The following is a 14,664-nucleotide window of genomic DNA, read 5'->3' on the forward strand; positions in this document are numbered from 1 at the left end:
GGGACTGGAGCATGCAACTGAATTCCACCGAAATCAGCGAACTGATCAAGCAGCGCATTGCTCAGTTCAATGTAGTGAGCGAAGCTCACAATGAAGGTACTATCGTTTCCGTCAGCGACGGGATCATCCGCGTACACGGCCTGGCCGACGTTATGCAGGGCGAAATGATCGCGCTGCCTGGCAACCGTTACGCAATCGCATTGAACCTGGAGCGCGACTCCGTCGGTGCCGTGGTCATGGGTCCGTACGCGGATCTGGCCGAAGGCATGAAGGTTAAATGCACCGGCCGTATCCTGGAAGTTCCAGTCGGTCGTGGTCTGCTGGGCCGCGTAGTTAACACCCTGGGCGCGCCAATCGACGGCAAAGGCCCGATTGAGAACGACGGTTTCTCTCCGGTAGAAGCTATCGCGCCAGGCGTTATCGAGCGTCAATCCGTTGATCAGCCGGTTCAGACTGGCTACAAATCCGTTGACGCCATGATTCCAATCGGCCGTGGCCAGCGTGAGCTGGTGATCGGTGACCGTCAGACCGGTAAAACCGCGCTGGCGATCGATGCGATCATCAACCAACGCGACTCCGGCATCAAATGCGTTTACGTGGCTATCGGCCAGAAAGCGTCCACCATCGCTAACGTGGTGCGCAAACTGGAAGAGCACGGCGCACTGGCCAACACCATCGTGGTTGTGGCGACCGCTTCCGAATCCGCTGCACTGCAATACCTGGCGCCATACGCCGGTTGCGCAATGGGCGAATATTTCCGTGACCGCGGTGAAGATGCGCTGATCGTGTACGATGACCTGTCCAAACAGGCCGTTGCTTACCGCCAGATTTCCCTGCTGCTTCGTCGTCCGCCAGGTCGTGAAGCTTACCCAGGCGACGTATTCTACCTGCACTCCCGCTTGCTGGAGCGTGCAGCGCGCGTTAACGCCGAATACGTTGAAGCCTTCACCAAAGGTGAAGTTAAAGGCCAAACCGGTTCACTGACCGCTCTGCCGATCATTGAAACCCAGGCGGGTGACGTTTCCGCGTTCGTTCCGACCAACGTAATCTCGATTACCGATGGTCAGATCTTCCTGGAATCCAACCTGTTCAACTCCGGTATTCGTCCGGCAGTTAACCCGGGTATCTCCGTATCCCGTGTTGGTGGCGCCGCGCAGACCAAGATCATGAAGAAACTGTCCGGCGGTATCCGTACCGCGCTGGCGCAGTATCGTGAACTGGCTGCGTTCTCCCAGTTCGCATCCGATCTGGACGACGCGACCCGCAAACAGCTGAGCCACGGTCAGAAAGTGACCGAGCTGCTGAAACAGAAACAGTATGCGCCGATGTCGGTCGCACAACAGTCTCTGGTGCTGTTTGCCGCAGAACGCGGTTACCTGAACGACGTCGAAGTCGCCAAAGTGGTGAGCTTCGAAGCCGCGCTGGTCGCCTATGCGGACCGCGAGCACGCCGAGCTGCTGAACCACATCAACCAAACTGGCAACTTCAATGATGAGATCGAGGGCAAGTTGAAAGACATCCTCGAGACCTTCAAGAAAACCCAGTCCTGGTAACGCCGAACGGTCCTGCTGTTGAAAGACAGCAGGCCGTCTGGCACTGAGGAGAAGCAGAGATGGCCGGCGCAAAAGAGATACGTAGTAAGATCGCTAGCGTGCAAAACACGCAAAAGATCACTAAAGCGATGGAAATGGTCGCCGCCTCCAAAATGCGTAAATCGCAGGATCGCATGGCGGCCAGCCGTCCTTATGCAGAGACCATGCGCAAAGTGATTGGTCACCTTGCGTTAGGGAATCTGGAGTACAAGCACCCGTACCTGGATGAGCGTGACGTTAAGCGCGTCGGGTATCTGGTGGTGTCTACTGACCGTGGTCTCTGCGGCGGCTTGAACATCAACCTGTTCAAAAAGCTGCTGGCGGAGATGAAAGCCTGGTCCGAAAAAGGCGTCGAAACCGATTTGGCGCTGATTGGCTCTAAAGCGGCCTCTTTCTTTGGTTCCGTGGGCGGCAACGTGGTTGCCCAGGTGACCGGCATGGGGGACAAACCTTCCCTGTCGGATCTGATCGGGCCGGTGAAAGTGATGCTGCAGGCCTACGACGAAGGTCGTTTGGACAAGCTGTACATTGTCAGCAACAAATTTGTTAATACGATGTCCCAAGAGCCGCAGGTGCTTCAGCTGCTGCCGTTACCGCCAGCCGATGACGAAGAGCTGAAGAAAACGCCTTGGGATTACCTGTATGAACCCGATCCAAAAGTGCTGCTTGATACCTTGCTGCGCCGCTATGTGGAGTCGCAGGTTTATCAGGGCGTCGTGGAAAACCTGGCCAGCGAGCAGGCCGCACGAATGGTCGCGATGAAAGCCGCAACCGATAACGGCGGTAGCCTGATCAAAGAGCTGCAGTTGGTATACAACAAGGCGCGTCAGGCCAGCATCACTCAGGAACTCACCGAGATCGTTTCGGGAGCCTCCGCGGTTTAAGCTAGGTTTACGAATTACGTAGAGGATTCAAGATGGCTACTGGAAAGATTATCCAGGTAATCGGCGCCGTGGTGGACGTCGAGTTCCCTCAGGATGCCGTACCGAAAGTGTACGACGCCCTTGAGGTAGAAAACGGCACCGAAAAACTGGTGTTGGAAGTTCAGCAACAGCTGGGCGGTGGCGTGGTTCGCTGTATCGCAATGGGGACCTCCGATGGTCTGCGTCGCGGTCTGAAAGTGAACAACCTGGACCACCCGATTGAAGTGCCGGTGGGTAAAGCTACCCTGGGCCGTATCATGAACGTATTGGGTCAACCGATCGACATGAAAGGCGACATCGGCGAAGAAGAGCGTTGGGCGATTCACCGCGCGGCGCCAAGCTACGAAGAGCTGTCCAGCTCCCAGGAACTGCTGGAAACCGGTATCAAGGTAATGGACCTGATTTGTCCGTTCGCCAAGGGCGGTAAAGTCGGTCTGTTCGGCGGTGCGGGCGTGGGTAAAACCGTAAACATGATGGAGCTGATCCGTAACATCGCGATCGAGCACTCCGGTTATTCCGTGTTTGCGGGCGTGGGCGAGCGTACTCGTGAGGGTAACGACTTCTACCACGAAATGACCGACTCCAACGTTCTGGACAAAGTATCCCTGGTTTACGGCCAGATGAACGAGCCACCAGGTAACCGTCTGCGCGTTGCGCTGACCGGCCTGACCATGGCGGAGAAATTCCGTGACGAAGGCCGTGACGTTCTGCTGTTCGTTGACAACATCTACCGTTACACCCTGGCCGGTACCGAAGTGTCCGCACTTCTGGGCCGTATGCCATCCGCAGTAGGTTATCAGCCAACGCTGGCGGAAGAGATGGGCGTTCTGCAAGAACGTATCACCTCGACCAAGACCGGTTCCATCACTTCCGTACAGGCCGTTTACGTTCCTGCGGATGACTTGACTGACCCGTCACCAGCCACCACCTTTGCGCACTTGGACGCAACCGTGGTACTGAGCCGTAACATCGCTTCTCTGGGTATCTACCCGGCCGTTGACCCGCTGGATTCCACTAGCCGTCAGCTGGATCCGCTGGTTGTTGGCCAGGAGCACTACGACGTAGCGCGTGGCGTGCAGTCCATTCTGCAACGCTACCAGGAACTGAAAGATATCATCGCGATCCTGGGTATGGACGAGCTGTCTGAAGAAGACAAACTGGTCGTATCCCGTGCGCGTAAGATCCAACGCTTCCTGTCTCAGCCGTTCTTCGTGGCAGAAGTCTTCACCGGTTCTCCGGGCAAGTTCGTATCGCTGAAAGACACCATCCGTGGTTTCAAAGGCATTATGGACGGCGACTATGACCACCTGCCGGAGCAGGCGTTCTACATGGTTGGCACCATTGAAGAAGCAGTGGAAAAAGCCAAGAAACTGTAACGCCTTGAGAGGAGGGTGATATGGCTATGACTTACCATCTGGATGTAGTCAGCGCGGAAAAACAGATGTTTTCCGGCCTGGTGCAGAAGATCCAGGTGACAGGCAGCGAAGGTGAACTGGGGATCTTCCCTGGCCATGCGCCGCTGCTGACTGCCATCAAGCCTGGCATGGTGCGTATTGTTAAGCAGCACGGTGAAGAAGAGTTCATCTACCTGTCCGGCGGCATCCTCGAGGTGCAGCCGAGCGTGGTTACCGTGCTGGCGGACACTGCTATCCGTGGTACTGACCTCGACGAAGCGAGAGCGTTGGAAGCTAAGCGTAAAGCTGAAGAACACATTCGCAGCTCTCATGGCGATGTCGACTATGCTCAGGCATCCGCTGAACTGGCGAAAGCGATCGCGAAACTGCGCGTTATCGAGCTCACCAGAAAAGCGATGTAATGTTTGGGTGCAAAGCACCCAACTTTAAGAAAGCGGCCTATAGGGTCGCTTTTTTTTTACTTTAAAATAAGCATTTCAGCCCGGCGGGCGGTGTGGTGTATAACCCCTGATATCGGGAAATAAACGTCGCCGATCGCCGACAGTTTTTTCGCCCCGGCGCCGAATTGGCCACGATAGCGGCAGGCCAAGGCCCACGCGGCCTGAGCCGGGTTCGTGCAGAGAAATATGTAGTAATATTGTCGCTAAACGGTTTTACTTTCGTCTATCAAAATGGAGTTATCAGGTTGCTTATGTCGAACAGCGCAATGAGCGTGGTTATCCTCGCCGCGGGCAAGGGAACACGCATGTATTCCGATCTTCCCAAGGTTTTACATCCGTTGGCCGGTAAGCCGATGGTGCAACACGTCATTGATGCCGCGATGAAACTGGGCGCGCAACATGTTCACCTGGTATACGGCCACGGCGGCGATCTGCTGAAAAGCACGTTGACTGACGGCGCGCTGAACTGGGTGCTGCAGGCCGAGCAATTGGGTACCGGCCATGCAATGCAGCAGGCCGCGCCGCATTTTGCCGACGATGAAGACGTGCTGATGCTGTACGGCGACGTGCCGTTGATCTCCGTGGATACGTTGCAACGCCTGCTGGCGGCCAAACCGCAGGGCGGTATCGGTCTGCTGACGGTCAAGCTGGACGATCCGAGCGGCTACGGCCGCATCGTGCGCGAGCAGGGCAACGTGGTGGGCATCGTCGAACACAAGGATGCCAGCGAGGCGCAGCGCCAGATCAACGAGATCAATACCGGCATCCTGGTGGCGAACGGGCGCGATCTGAAGCGCTGGCTGGGGATGTTGAATAACGACAACGCACAGGGCGAGTTTTACATCACCGATATTATTGCGTTGGCCCATGCCGACGGCAAGAAAATCGAAACAGTGCACCCGTCGCGCCTGAGTGAAGTGGAAGGCGTGAACAACCGCCTGCAGCTGGCGACCCTGGAGCGCGTCTTCCAGTCGGAACAGTCTGAAAAGCTGCTGTTGGCCGGCGTGATGCTGCTGGATCCGGCGCGTTTTGACCTGCGCGGGGAACTTGTTCACGGCCGCGACATCACTATTGATGCGAATGTGATTATCGAAGGTCACGTCAAGCTGGGCGACCGGGTGAAAATCGGCGCCGGCTGCGTGCTGAAAAACTGTGTGATCGGCGATGACTGCGAGATCAGCCCTTACAGCGTGCTGGAAGACAGCGTGCTGGAAGCCGACTGCACCGTGGGGCCGTTCGCCCGCCTGCGCCCTGGCGCGGAGCTGGCGGCAGGGGCCCACGTCGGCAACTTCGTGGAAATGAAAAAGGCGCGTTTGGGCAAAGGCTCCAAGGCCGGTCACCTCAGCTACCTGGGCGATGCCGAAATCGGCGATGACGTGAATATCGGCGCCGGCACCATCACCTGCAACTACGATGGCGCCAACAAGCACAAGACGCTGATCGGCGACGGCGTGTTCGTCGGTTCCGATACTCAGCTGGTGGCGCCGGTGTCGGTCGGCAAAGGTTCCACCATCGCCGCCGGCACCACGGTGACGCGCGATATCGCCGAGAACGAACTGGTGCTGAGCCGCGTCAAGCAGGTGCACATTCAGGGCTGGCAACGTCCGGTGAAGAAGAAGTCATAGTGTGTTTTGCGTTGGGCTCCGTTCAGAGCCCAATACAAAACATAATAACCCCCACCATCTACAGGCTCGGGGACGCACGGTAAAACCGGCAAAAATCAGGTCAAGACATCGAAAGCGCCCATGAAGGGCGTTCATTAGGAATACAACTGATGTGTGGAATTGTAGGCGCAGTAGCGCAACGTGATATCGCAGAAATCCTGTTGGAAGGTTTACGCCGTCTCGAGTACCGCGGTTACGACTCCGCCGGTCTGGCGGTGGTCGACGAAAAAGGCAACGTCAGTCGCCTGCGTCGCGTAGGCAAGGTGCAAAAACTGGCCGAAGCGGCGGAGCAGACCGATCTGCACGGCGGTACCGGCATCGCTCACACCCGCTGGGCAACACACGGTGAACCGACCGAAGCGAACGCGCACCCGCATGTTTCCGACTACATTACCGTGGTGCATAACGGCATCATCGAAAACCACGAACCGCTGCGCGAACTGCTGATCGAACGCGGTTACCGCTTCAGCTCCGAAACCGACACCGAAGTGATCGCGCACCTGGTGCACTGGGAACAACAACAGGGCGGCACGTTGCTGGAAGTGGTTCAGCGCGTGATCCCACAGCTGCGCGGCGCTTACGGCACCGTGGTGATGGACAGCCGCGATCCGAGCGTATTGGTCGCGGCGCGCTCCGGCAGCCCGCTGGTTATCGGCCGCGGCGTCGGGGAAAACTTTATTGCTTCCGATCAGCTGGCGCTGCTGCCGGTCACCCGCCGCTTCATCTTCCTGGAAGAAGGCGACGTGGTGGAAGTGACTCGCCGCACCGTCAACATCTTCGACAAGCAGGGCAACGCCATCGAGCGCCCTGAGATCGAATCCCAGGTGCAGTATGACGCCGGCGACAAGGGCGCTTACCGCCACTACATGCAAAAAGAGATCTACGAACAGCCGCTGGCGCTGAAAAACACCCTGGAAGGGCGTTTCAGCCATGGCCAAATCAATCTGAGCGAGCTGGGCCCGCGCGCCGACGAGCTGCTGGCCAAGGTGCAGCACGTGCAGATCATCGCCTGCGGGACTTCTTACCACTCCGGTATGGTGGCGCGCTACTGGTTCGAAGCGCTGGCCGGCGTGCCGTGCGACGTCGAGATCGCGTCCGAATTCCGTTACCGCAAATCGGCGGTGCGTCCGGGCAGCCTGATCATCACCCTGTCGCAGTCTGGCGAAACCGCCGATACGTTAGCGGCGCTGCGTCTGTCCAAAGAGCTGGGTTATCTCGGTTCGCTGGCCGTTTGTAACGTGGCCGGCTCTTCGCTGGTGCGCGAATCGGATCTGGCGTTGATGACCAAAGCGGGCACGGAAATCGGCGTGGCCTCGACCAAGGCCTTCACCACGCAGCTCACCGTGCTGTTGATGCTGGTGGCGCGCCTGGGCCGCCTGAAAGGCATGGCGGAAAGCGTGGAGCAGGAGATCGTGCACGGCCTGCAGGCGCTGCCGGCGCGTATCGAGCAGATGCTGTCGATGGATAAAGAGATCGAAGCGCTGGCGGAAGGGTTCTCCGACAAGCATCATGCGCTGTTCCTCGGCCGCGGCGATCAGTATCCAATCGCCATGGAAGGGGCGCTGAAGCTGAAAGAGATCTCCTATATTCACGCCGAAGCCTATGCGGCGGGTGAGCTGAAACACGGCCCGCTGGCGCTGATCGACGCCGATATGCCGGTGATCGTGGTGGCGCCGAACAACGAACTGCTGGAAAAGCTGAAATCCAACATTGAAGAAGTGCGCGCGCGCGGCGGCCAGCTGTACGTGTTCGCCGATCAGGACGCCGGCTTCGTCAGCAGCGAAGGCATGACCATCATTCCTCTGCCGCACGTCGAGGAAATCGTGGCACCGATCTTCTACACCGTGCCGTTGCAGCTGCTGTCTTACCACGTGGCGCTGATCAAAGGCACCGACGTTGACCAGCCGCGCAACCTGGCGAAGTCTGTCACCGTAGAGTAATCTGCCGCAGGTAAACTGCAAAAGCCGGCCTTTGCGCCGGCTTTTTTCATGAGCGGCCTTAAAGATGACAGCGCGACCGATTCGGCGATAAACATTGTCATATTCAAGCGGATAGGCCGCGCCAAACCGTTTTTTTATTGCACGTCAATTGCGCTGTTTTTTGTCTAATTAATTGATTTTTAAAGAAACAAACGCCTCTCTGGCGCGCTGTAATATAACTGTCATATTGCGTACATTTTTCTGTCACCAAACTGTCCTATTTTCCCTCCTGCAGCAATACTTACTCTGATTAAAACGACTCGAAGTCGATTTTAAATATCCCATTAGGAGGGATTATGAAACTGATGCGTACCACCGTCGCCAGTATTGTGGCAGCGACCTTCTCCCTGACCACCGTGTCCGCGTTCGCTGCTGCCAGCCTGACCGGTGCAGGTGCGACATTCCCCGCTCCGGTTTACGCCAAGTGGGCAGATTCTTATCAGAAAGAAACCGGCAACAAAGTTAACTATCAGGGCATCGGCTCCTCTGGCGGCGTGAAGCAAATCGTGGCCAACACCGTTGACTTTGGCGCTTCCGACGCCCCGCTGTCTGACGACAAACTGGCGGCCGACGGCCTGTTCCAGTTCCCGACCGTGATCGGCGGCGTGGTGCTGGCCGTGAATATCCCGGGCATCAAATCCGGCGAACTGACGCTGGACGGCAAAACCCTGGGCGATATCTACTTGGGCAACGTCAAAAAGTGGAACGACCCGGCAATCACCAAGCTGAACCCAGGCGTGAAACTGCCTGACCAGAACATCGCCGTGGTGCGCCGCGCCGACGGTTCCGGCACCTCGTTCGTGTTCACCAGCTACCTGTCCAAGGCCAATGCGCAGTGGAAAGAGAAGATCGGCGCCGGTTCTACCGTTAACTGGCCGACCGGTCTGGGCGGTAAAGGCAACGACGGCATCGCCGCCTTCGTTCAGCGTCTGCCTGGCTCTATCGGCTACGTAGAATACGCTTACGCCAAGCAGAACAACCTGGCTTACACCAAGCTGGTATCCGCCGACGGTAAACCGGTCAGCCCGACCGAAGAGAGCTTCAGCAACGCGGCCAAAGGCGTGGATTGGAGCAAGACCTTCGCTCAGGATCTGACTGACCAGAAAGGCGACAACGTGTGGCCGATTACATCCACCACCTTCATCCTGGTGCACAAAGAGCAGAAAAACCCTGCTCAGGGCGCCGAAGTGCTGAAGTTCTTTGACTGGGCTTACAAAACCGGTGCCAAGCAGGCGAACGAGCTGGATTACGCCACCCTGCCGGCAGAAGTGGTTGAGCAGGTGCGCGCGGCCTGGAAAACCAACGTAAAAGACAGTTCAGGCAAAGCGCTGTACTAACAACGCAGGGGCGCGGGTTCGCCGCGCCCCACACAGTTCTTCAGGCTCCGATCCCGGTTGGGGCTGCCAGGGTTCAAACAGAGAGTAATCTATGGCTGAGTACAAGCCGACCATCAAAGCACCGGGCAAAAACGGTGACATCATTTTCAGCGCGCTGGTGAGACTGGCTGCGCTGATTACCCTATTGTTGCTGGGCGGCATCATTGTTTCGCTGATCTTCGCCTCCTGGCCAAGCATGCAGAAATTCGGCTTCGCCTTCCTGTGGACCAAAGAGTGGGACGCGCCGGCGGAGCAGTTCGGCGCGCTGGTGCCGATCTACGGCACCGTGGTCACCTCGCTTATCGCGCTGATCATCGCCGTGCCGGTGAGCTTCGGCATCGCGCTGTTTCTGACCGAGCTGGCGCCGAACTGGCTGAAGCGGCCGCTGGGCATCGCCATTGAGCTGTTGGCGGCCATCCCCAGCATCGTTTACGGCATGTGGGGCCTGTTCGTGTTCGCGCCGCTGTTCGCCGAATACTTCCAGACGCCGGTCGGCGAAGTGCTGTCGGGCATTCCGATCGTCGGCGAGCTGTTCTCCGGCCCGGCCTTCGGCATCGGCATTCTGGCCGCCGGGGTGATCCTGGCGATCATGATCATTCCTTACATCGCGGCAGTCATGCGCGACGTGTTCGAACAGACCCCGGTGATGATGAAAGAGTCGGCCTACGGCATCGGCTGCACCACCTGGGAAGTCATCTGGCGCATCGTGCTGCCGTTCACCAAAAACGGCGTCATCGGCGGCGTGATGTTGGGCCTGGGCCGTGCGCTGGGGGAAACCATGGCGGTGACCTTTATCATCGGCAACACCTACCAGCTCGACAGCGCTTCGCTGTACATGCCGGGCAACAGCATCACCTCGGCGCTGGCCAACGAATTCGCCGAAGCCGAGTCCGGCGTGCACACCGCCGCGTTGATGGAGCTGGGCCTGATTCTGTTTGTTATCACCTTTATCGTGCTGGCGCTGTCGAAGTTGATGATCATGCGTCTGGCCAAGAATGAGGGGCGTTAACATGGCGACGATGGATATGCAAAACGCAGTCGTTCTGGCGGAAAGCCGCCGCAAAATGCAGGCCTGGCGCCGGCAGAAAAACCGTCTCGCGCTGTTCCTGTCGATGGCGACCATGGTGTTCGGGCTGTTCTGGCTGATCTGGATCCTGATCGCCACCGTGACCAAAGGCTTCGACGGCATGTCGCTGGCGCTGTTCACTGAAATGACCCCGCCGCCGAACACCGCAGGCGGCGGTCTGGCCAACGCCATCGCCGGCAGCGGCCTGTTGATCCTGTGGGCGACCATCTTCGGCACGCCGCTGGGCATCATGGCCGGCATCTACCTGGCAGAATACGGCCGTAAATCCTGGCTGGCGGAAGTGATCCGCTTTATCAACGACATCCTGCTGTCCGCACCGTCGATCGTGGTGGGCCTGTTCGTTTACACCATCGTGGTGGCGAAGATGGAACACTTTTCCGGCTGGGCCGGCATCGTCGCGCTGGCGCTGCTGCAGGTGCCGATCGTCATTCGCACCACTGAGAACATGCTGAAGCTGGTGCCGGATACGCTGCGCGAGGCCGCTTATGCGCTGGGCACGCCGAAATGGCGCATGATTTCCGCCATCACGCTGAAGGCGTCGGTGTCCGGCATCATCACCGGCGTGCTGCTGGCGATTGCGCGCATCGCGGGGGAAACGGCGCCGCTGCTGTTCACCTCGCTGTCGAACCAGTTCTGGAGCACCGACCTGATGCAGCCGATCGCCAACCTGCCGGTGACCATCTTCAAATTCGCCATGAGCCCGTTCGCCGAATGGCAACAGCTGGCCTGGGCCGGGGTGCTGTTGATCACCCTGTGTGTACTGTTACTGAATATCCTGGCGCGCGTGATTTTCGCCAAGAAAAAGCATTCATAAAATTTTGAGCGCCGCTTTGGCGGCGCTGATGAAAAGAGAGAAGTCTTGATGAGTATGGTTACTGACGCTTCCAGCAGCAAAATTCAGGTACGCGATCTGAACTTCTACTACGGCAAATTCCATGCGCTGAAGAACATCACGCTGGATATCGCCAAGAACAAGGTCACCGCGTTTATCGGCCCGTCCGGCTGCGGCAAATCCACCCTGCTGCGCACCTTCAACAAGATGTACCAGCTGTACCCGGAACAGCGCGCGGAAGGCGGCATCCTGCTGGACGGCCAGAATATCCTTACCGACAACTCGGATATCGCGCTGCTGCGCGCCAAGGTCGGTATGGTGTTCCAGAAGCCGACGCCGTTCCCGATGTCGATTTACGACAATATCGCCTTCGGCGTTCGCCTGTTTGAAAAGCTGTCGCGCGCCGATATGGACGAGCGCGTGCAGTGGGCGCTGACCAAGGCGGCGCTGTGGAACGAAACCAAGGACAAGCTGCACCAGAGCGGCTACAGCCTTTCCGGCGGCCAGCAGCAGCGCCTGTGCATCGCCCGCGGCATCGCCATTCGCCCGGAAGTGCTGTTGCTGGATGAGCCTTGCTCGGCGCTGGATCCGATCTCCACCGGCAAGATTGAAGAGCTGATCAGCGAGCTGAAGGCCGATTACACCGTGGTGATCGTAACCCACAATATGCAGCAGGCGGCGCGCTGCTCCGACTCCACCGCATTTATGTATCTGGGCGAGCTGATCGAGTTCAGTGATACTGATAACCTGTTCACTGCGCCGCAGAAAAAGCAGACTGAAGACTACATCACTGGCCGTTATGGTTGATAGGAAGCATCATGGATAACCTGAATTTAAACAAACACATTTCCGGCCAGTTCAACGCAGAGCTTGAGCATATCCGCACCCAGGTGCTGACCATGGGCGGGCTGGTGGAGCAGCAGCTGACCGATGCCATCACCGCGATGCACAATCAGGATGGCGAGCTGGCCAAGCGCGTGATCGAAGGCGACGCCAAGGTCAACATGATGGAAGTGGCGATCGACGAAGCCTGCGTGCGCATCATCGCCAAGCGCCAGCCGACCGCCAGCGATCTGCGCCTGGTGATGGCGATCATCAAAACCATTTCCGAGCTGGAACGCATCGGCGACGTGGCGGACAAAATCTGCCGCACCGCGCTGGAGAAGTTCTCGCACCAGCACCAGCCGCTGCTGGTCAGCCTGGAATCGCTGGGGCGCCACACCGTGCAAATGCTGCATGACGTGCTGGACGCCTTCGCGCGCATGGATCTGGACGAGGCGATCCGTATTTACCGCGAAGATAAAAAGGTCGACCAGGAATACGAAGGCATCGTGCGTCAGCTGATGACCTATATGATGGAAGACTCACGCACCATTCCGAGCGTGCTGACCGCGCTGTTCTGCGCCCGTTCTATCGAGCGTATTGGCGACCGCTGCCAGAACATCTGCGAATTTATCTTCTATTTCGTCAAAGGACAGGATTTCCGTCATTTGGGCGGCGACGCCCTGGAAAAGCTGCTCTCTCCGGGCGGTAAAGACGACAAAGCCGACTGACCCTTTCCGGGTAATATCCTTCAAAGGCGCGGTTTCCCGCGCCTTTATTCCATCTTAAGTTCTTAAAGATAAAAAGGTTATAAATATAGCTTTTTATATTATTTCCTGACCTATGTGGCGCTTGCTAGCTTATCCGCCAGCAGGACATCAACCACTTAGGAGCTCTTTATGAAACATCGCGCTTTGGCCTTAACGTTGTTAGCCAGTCTGACCGGCCTCGCCGCCGGCGCCGCGCACGCGGACAAACTTGACGATATCAAGCAAGCCGGCGTGGTGCGTATCGCGGTGTTCGACAGCAACCCGCCGTTCGGCTACATCGATCCGCAGAGCAAGAAGCTGGTGGGCTACGATGTGGACGTCGCCGATGCGATCGGCAAAGCGCTGGGGGTAAAAGTGGAGCTGCGCGCCACCAACCCGGCCAACCGCATTCCGCTGCTGGTGTCGAAGAAGGTTGACCTGATTGCCGCCAACTTCACCATTACCGACGAGCGCGCCAAGGAAGTGAACTTCAGCGTGCCGTATTTCGCCACCGGCCAGAAATTCATCGCCCGCAAAGGCGTGCTGAAAACCCCGGAAGACATCAAAAAGCTGCGCATCGGCGCGGACAAGGGCACGGTGCAGGAAATCACCCTGCGCGAGCGTTTCCCGACGGCGAAAGTGATCTCCTACGATGACACCCCGCTGGCGTTCGTGGCGCTGCGCAACGGCAACGTGCAGGCGATCACCCAGGACGACGCCAAGCTGGTCGGCCTGCTTGGCAACCTGCCGGCGGCGCAGAAGGCGGAGTTTGAAATTTCACCGTTCAGCCTGACCAAAGAGTACCAGGGCGTCGGCATTCCCAAGGGCGAAGATCGCCTGACCGCCGCGGTGAACGAGACGCTGATCAAGCTGGAAAAAGACGGCGAAGCGGTTAAGATTTACGATCGCTGGTTCGGGCCGGAAACCCAATCCGCCCAACCGCGCGGCGATTTCAAAATCGCGCCTTTGGATCAGCAACCGAAAGCCTGATTTAACCGCTCGCGGTGAGATCGGCACGGAGGGGCGCAGCTTGCTGCGCCCCTGATGCATTCTGCAAGACAAGGATTGAACATGAACCTGGACTGGCTGCTGGCGCCGCAATACCTGAGCTGGCTGTGGCACGGTTTTCTGCTGACGCTGTGGCTTTCCGCCTGCGCGGGCCTGGCGGCCACGCTGCTGGGCTTCGTGCTGGCGGCGATGCGCGACAGCAGCCTGCGGCCGTTGCGTTGGCTGGCGATGGGCTACAGCTCGCTGTTTCGCAATACGCCGCTGCTGGTGCAGCTGTTCTTCTGGTACTTCGCCGCCGGGCAGATCCTGCCGTCCGCCGCGATGCAGTGGCTGAACAGCTCACATCAGGTCGGCCCGCTGGAATGGCCGTCGTTCGAGTTTCTCGCCGGTTTCTTCGGCCTGACGCTCTACTCCACCGCCTTTATCGCCGAAGAGATCCGTTCCGGCATTCGCGGCGTCGCCGGCGGGCAGAAATATGCCGCTCAGGCGCTGGGGCTGACCGGCTGGCAGGCGATGCGCTACGTGGTGCTGCCGCAGGCGTTGAAAATCGCGCTGCCGCCGCTGCTGGGGCAATACATGAACGTGATCAAAAACTCGTCGCTGACCATGGCGATCGGCGTGGCCGAACTCTCTTACGCCTCGCGTCAGGTCGAAACCGAAACCCTGCGCACCTTCCAGGCGTTCGGCGTGGCGACGGTGCTGTATATCGCCATCATCGCGCTGCTGGAAGGCTGGGGCATGTGGCGCCAACAGCGTAAACCGCTGGGAGGGCATTGA

The 14,664-nt window shown here is 58.3% G+C and carries 13 protein-coding genes; all 13 read left to right on the forward strand.

The genetic code is table 11. The features are described 5' to 3' along the window. Positions 1-11: 11 nt before the first annotated feature. The 13 genes from atpA (at position 12) to ACJ8PI_RS18580 (ending at position 14,664) form a co-directional block, all read left to right on the forward strand. The gene (atpA, locus tag ACJ8PI_RS18520) at positions 12-1,553 is read left to right on the forward strand and encodes a F0F1 ATP synthase subunit alpha (RefSeq protein ID WP_033636516.1); all 1,542 of its coding nucleotides are present in this window, start codon (positions 12-14) and stop codon (positions 1,551-1,553) included. Positions 1,554-1,612: 59 nt separating this feature from the next. Next, on the forward strand, positions 1,613-2,476 hold the full coding sequence (gene atpG, locus ACJ8PI_RS18525; RefSeq protein WP_004933811.1) for a F0F1 ATP synthase subunit gamma: 864 nt from the start codon (positions 1,613-1,615) through the stop codon (positions 2,474-2,476). Between the two features lie 32 nt (positions 2,477-2,508). After that, positions 2,509-3,891 carry a F0F1 ATP synthase subunit beta gene (gene atpD, locus ACJ8PI_RS18530; protein WP_004933813.1) on the forward strand — a complete coding sequence of 461 codons (1,383 nt, stop codon included), beginning with the start codon at positions 2,509-2,511 and terminating at the stop codon, positions 3,889-3,891. A gap of 20 nt (positions 3,892-3,911) precedes the next feature. Then, entirely contained in the window at positions 3,912-4,331 is a 420-nt protein-coding gene (locus ACJ8PI_RS18535) for a F0F1 ATP synthase subunit epsilon (RefSeq protein ID WP_004933814.1), read from the forward strand. A 290-nt stretch (positions 4,332-4,621) separates the two neighbouring features. Continuing rightward, positions 4,622-5,995 (forward strand): bifunctional UDP-N-acetylglucosamine diphosphorylase/glucosamine-1-phosphate N-acetyltransferase GlmU, encoded by a 1,374-nt coding sequence (gene glmU, locus ACJ8PI_RS18540; RefSeq protein ID WP_033649564.1) that lies wholly within the window; start codon positions 4,622-4,624, stop codon positions 5,993-5,995. Positions 5,996-6,144: 149 nt separating this feature from the next. Beyond that, positions 6,145-7,974, forward strand: a complete 1,830-nt coding sequence (gene glmS, locus ACJ8PI_RS18545) for a glutamine--fructose-6-phosphate transaminase (isomerizing) (protein WP_033649563.1) — start codon at positions 6,145-6,147, stop codon at positions 7,972-7,974. A gap of 335 nt (positions 7,975-8,309) precedes the next feature. After that, on the forward strand, positions 8,310-9,350 hold the full coding sequence (gene pstS / locus ACJ8PI_RS18550) for a phosphate ABC transporter substrate-binding protein PstS (protein ID WP_033636519.1): 1,041 nt from the start codon (positions 8,310-8,312) through the stop codon (positions 9,348-9,350). Positions 9,351-9,441: 91 nt separating this feature from the next. Continuing rightward, entirely contained in the window at positions 9,442-10,398 is a 957-nt protein-coding gene (gene pstC, locus ACJ8PI_RS18555; protein WP_004933822.1) for a phosphate ABC transporter permease PstC, read from the forward strand. A 1-nt stretch (position 10,399) separates the two neighbouring features. Further along, positions 10,400-11,290 (forward strand): phosphate ABC transporter permease PstA, encoded by an 891-nt coding sequence (gene pstA, locus ACJ8PI_RS18560; protein WP_033636520.1) that lies wholly within the window; start codon positions 10,400-10,402, stop codon positions 11,288-11,290. 54 nt (positions 11,291-11,344) lie between these two features. Next, entirely contained in the window at positions 11,345-12,115 is a 771-nt protein-coding gene (gene pstB / locus ACJ8PI_RS18565; RefSeq protein ID WP_016929614.1) for a phosphate ABC transporter ATP-binding protein PstB, read from the forward strand. Positions 12,116-12,126: 11 nt separating this feature from the next. Further along, positions 12,127-12,861 carry a phosphate signaling complex protein PhoU gene (gene phoU / locus ACJ8PI_RS18570; protein ID WP_033636521.1) on the forward strand — a complete coding sequence of 245 codons (735 nt, stop codon included), beginning with the start codon at positions 12,127-12,129 and terminating at the stop codon, positions 12,859-12,861. Positions 12,862-13,029: 168 nt separating this feature from the next. After that, positions 13,030-13,869, forward strand: a complete 840-nt coding sequence (locus ACJ8PI_RS18575) for an ABC transporter substrate-binding protein (RefSeq protein ID WP_019455482.1) — start codon at positions 13,030-13,032, stop codon at positions 13,867-13,869. 81 nt (positions 13,870-13,950) lie between these two features. Next, on the forward strand, positions 13,951-14,664 hold the full coding sequence (locus tag ACJ8PI_RS18580; RefSeq protein ID WP_025304748.1) for an amino acid ABC transporter permease: 714 nt from the start codon (positions 13,951-13,953) through the stop codon (positions 14,662-14,664).

Origin of the sequence: Serratia sp. CY82433 (assembly GCF_052166535.1) — a bacterium.
In the GTDB taxonomy this organism is placed as follows: Bacteria; Pseudomonadota; Gammaproteobacteria; order Enterobacterales; family Enterobacteriaceae; genus Serratia; species Serratia sarumanii.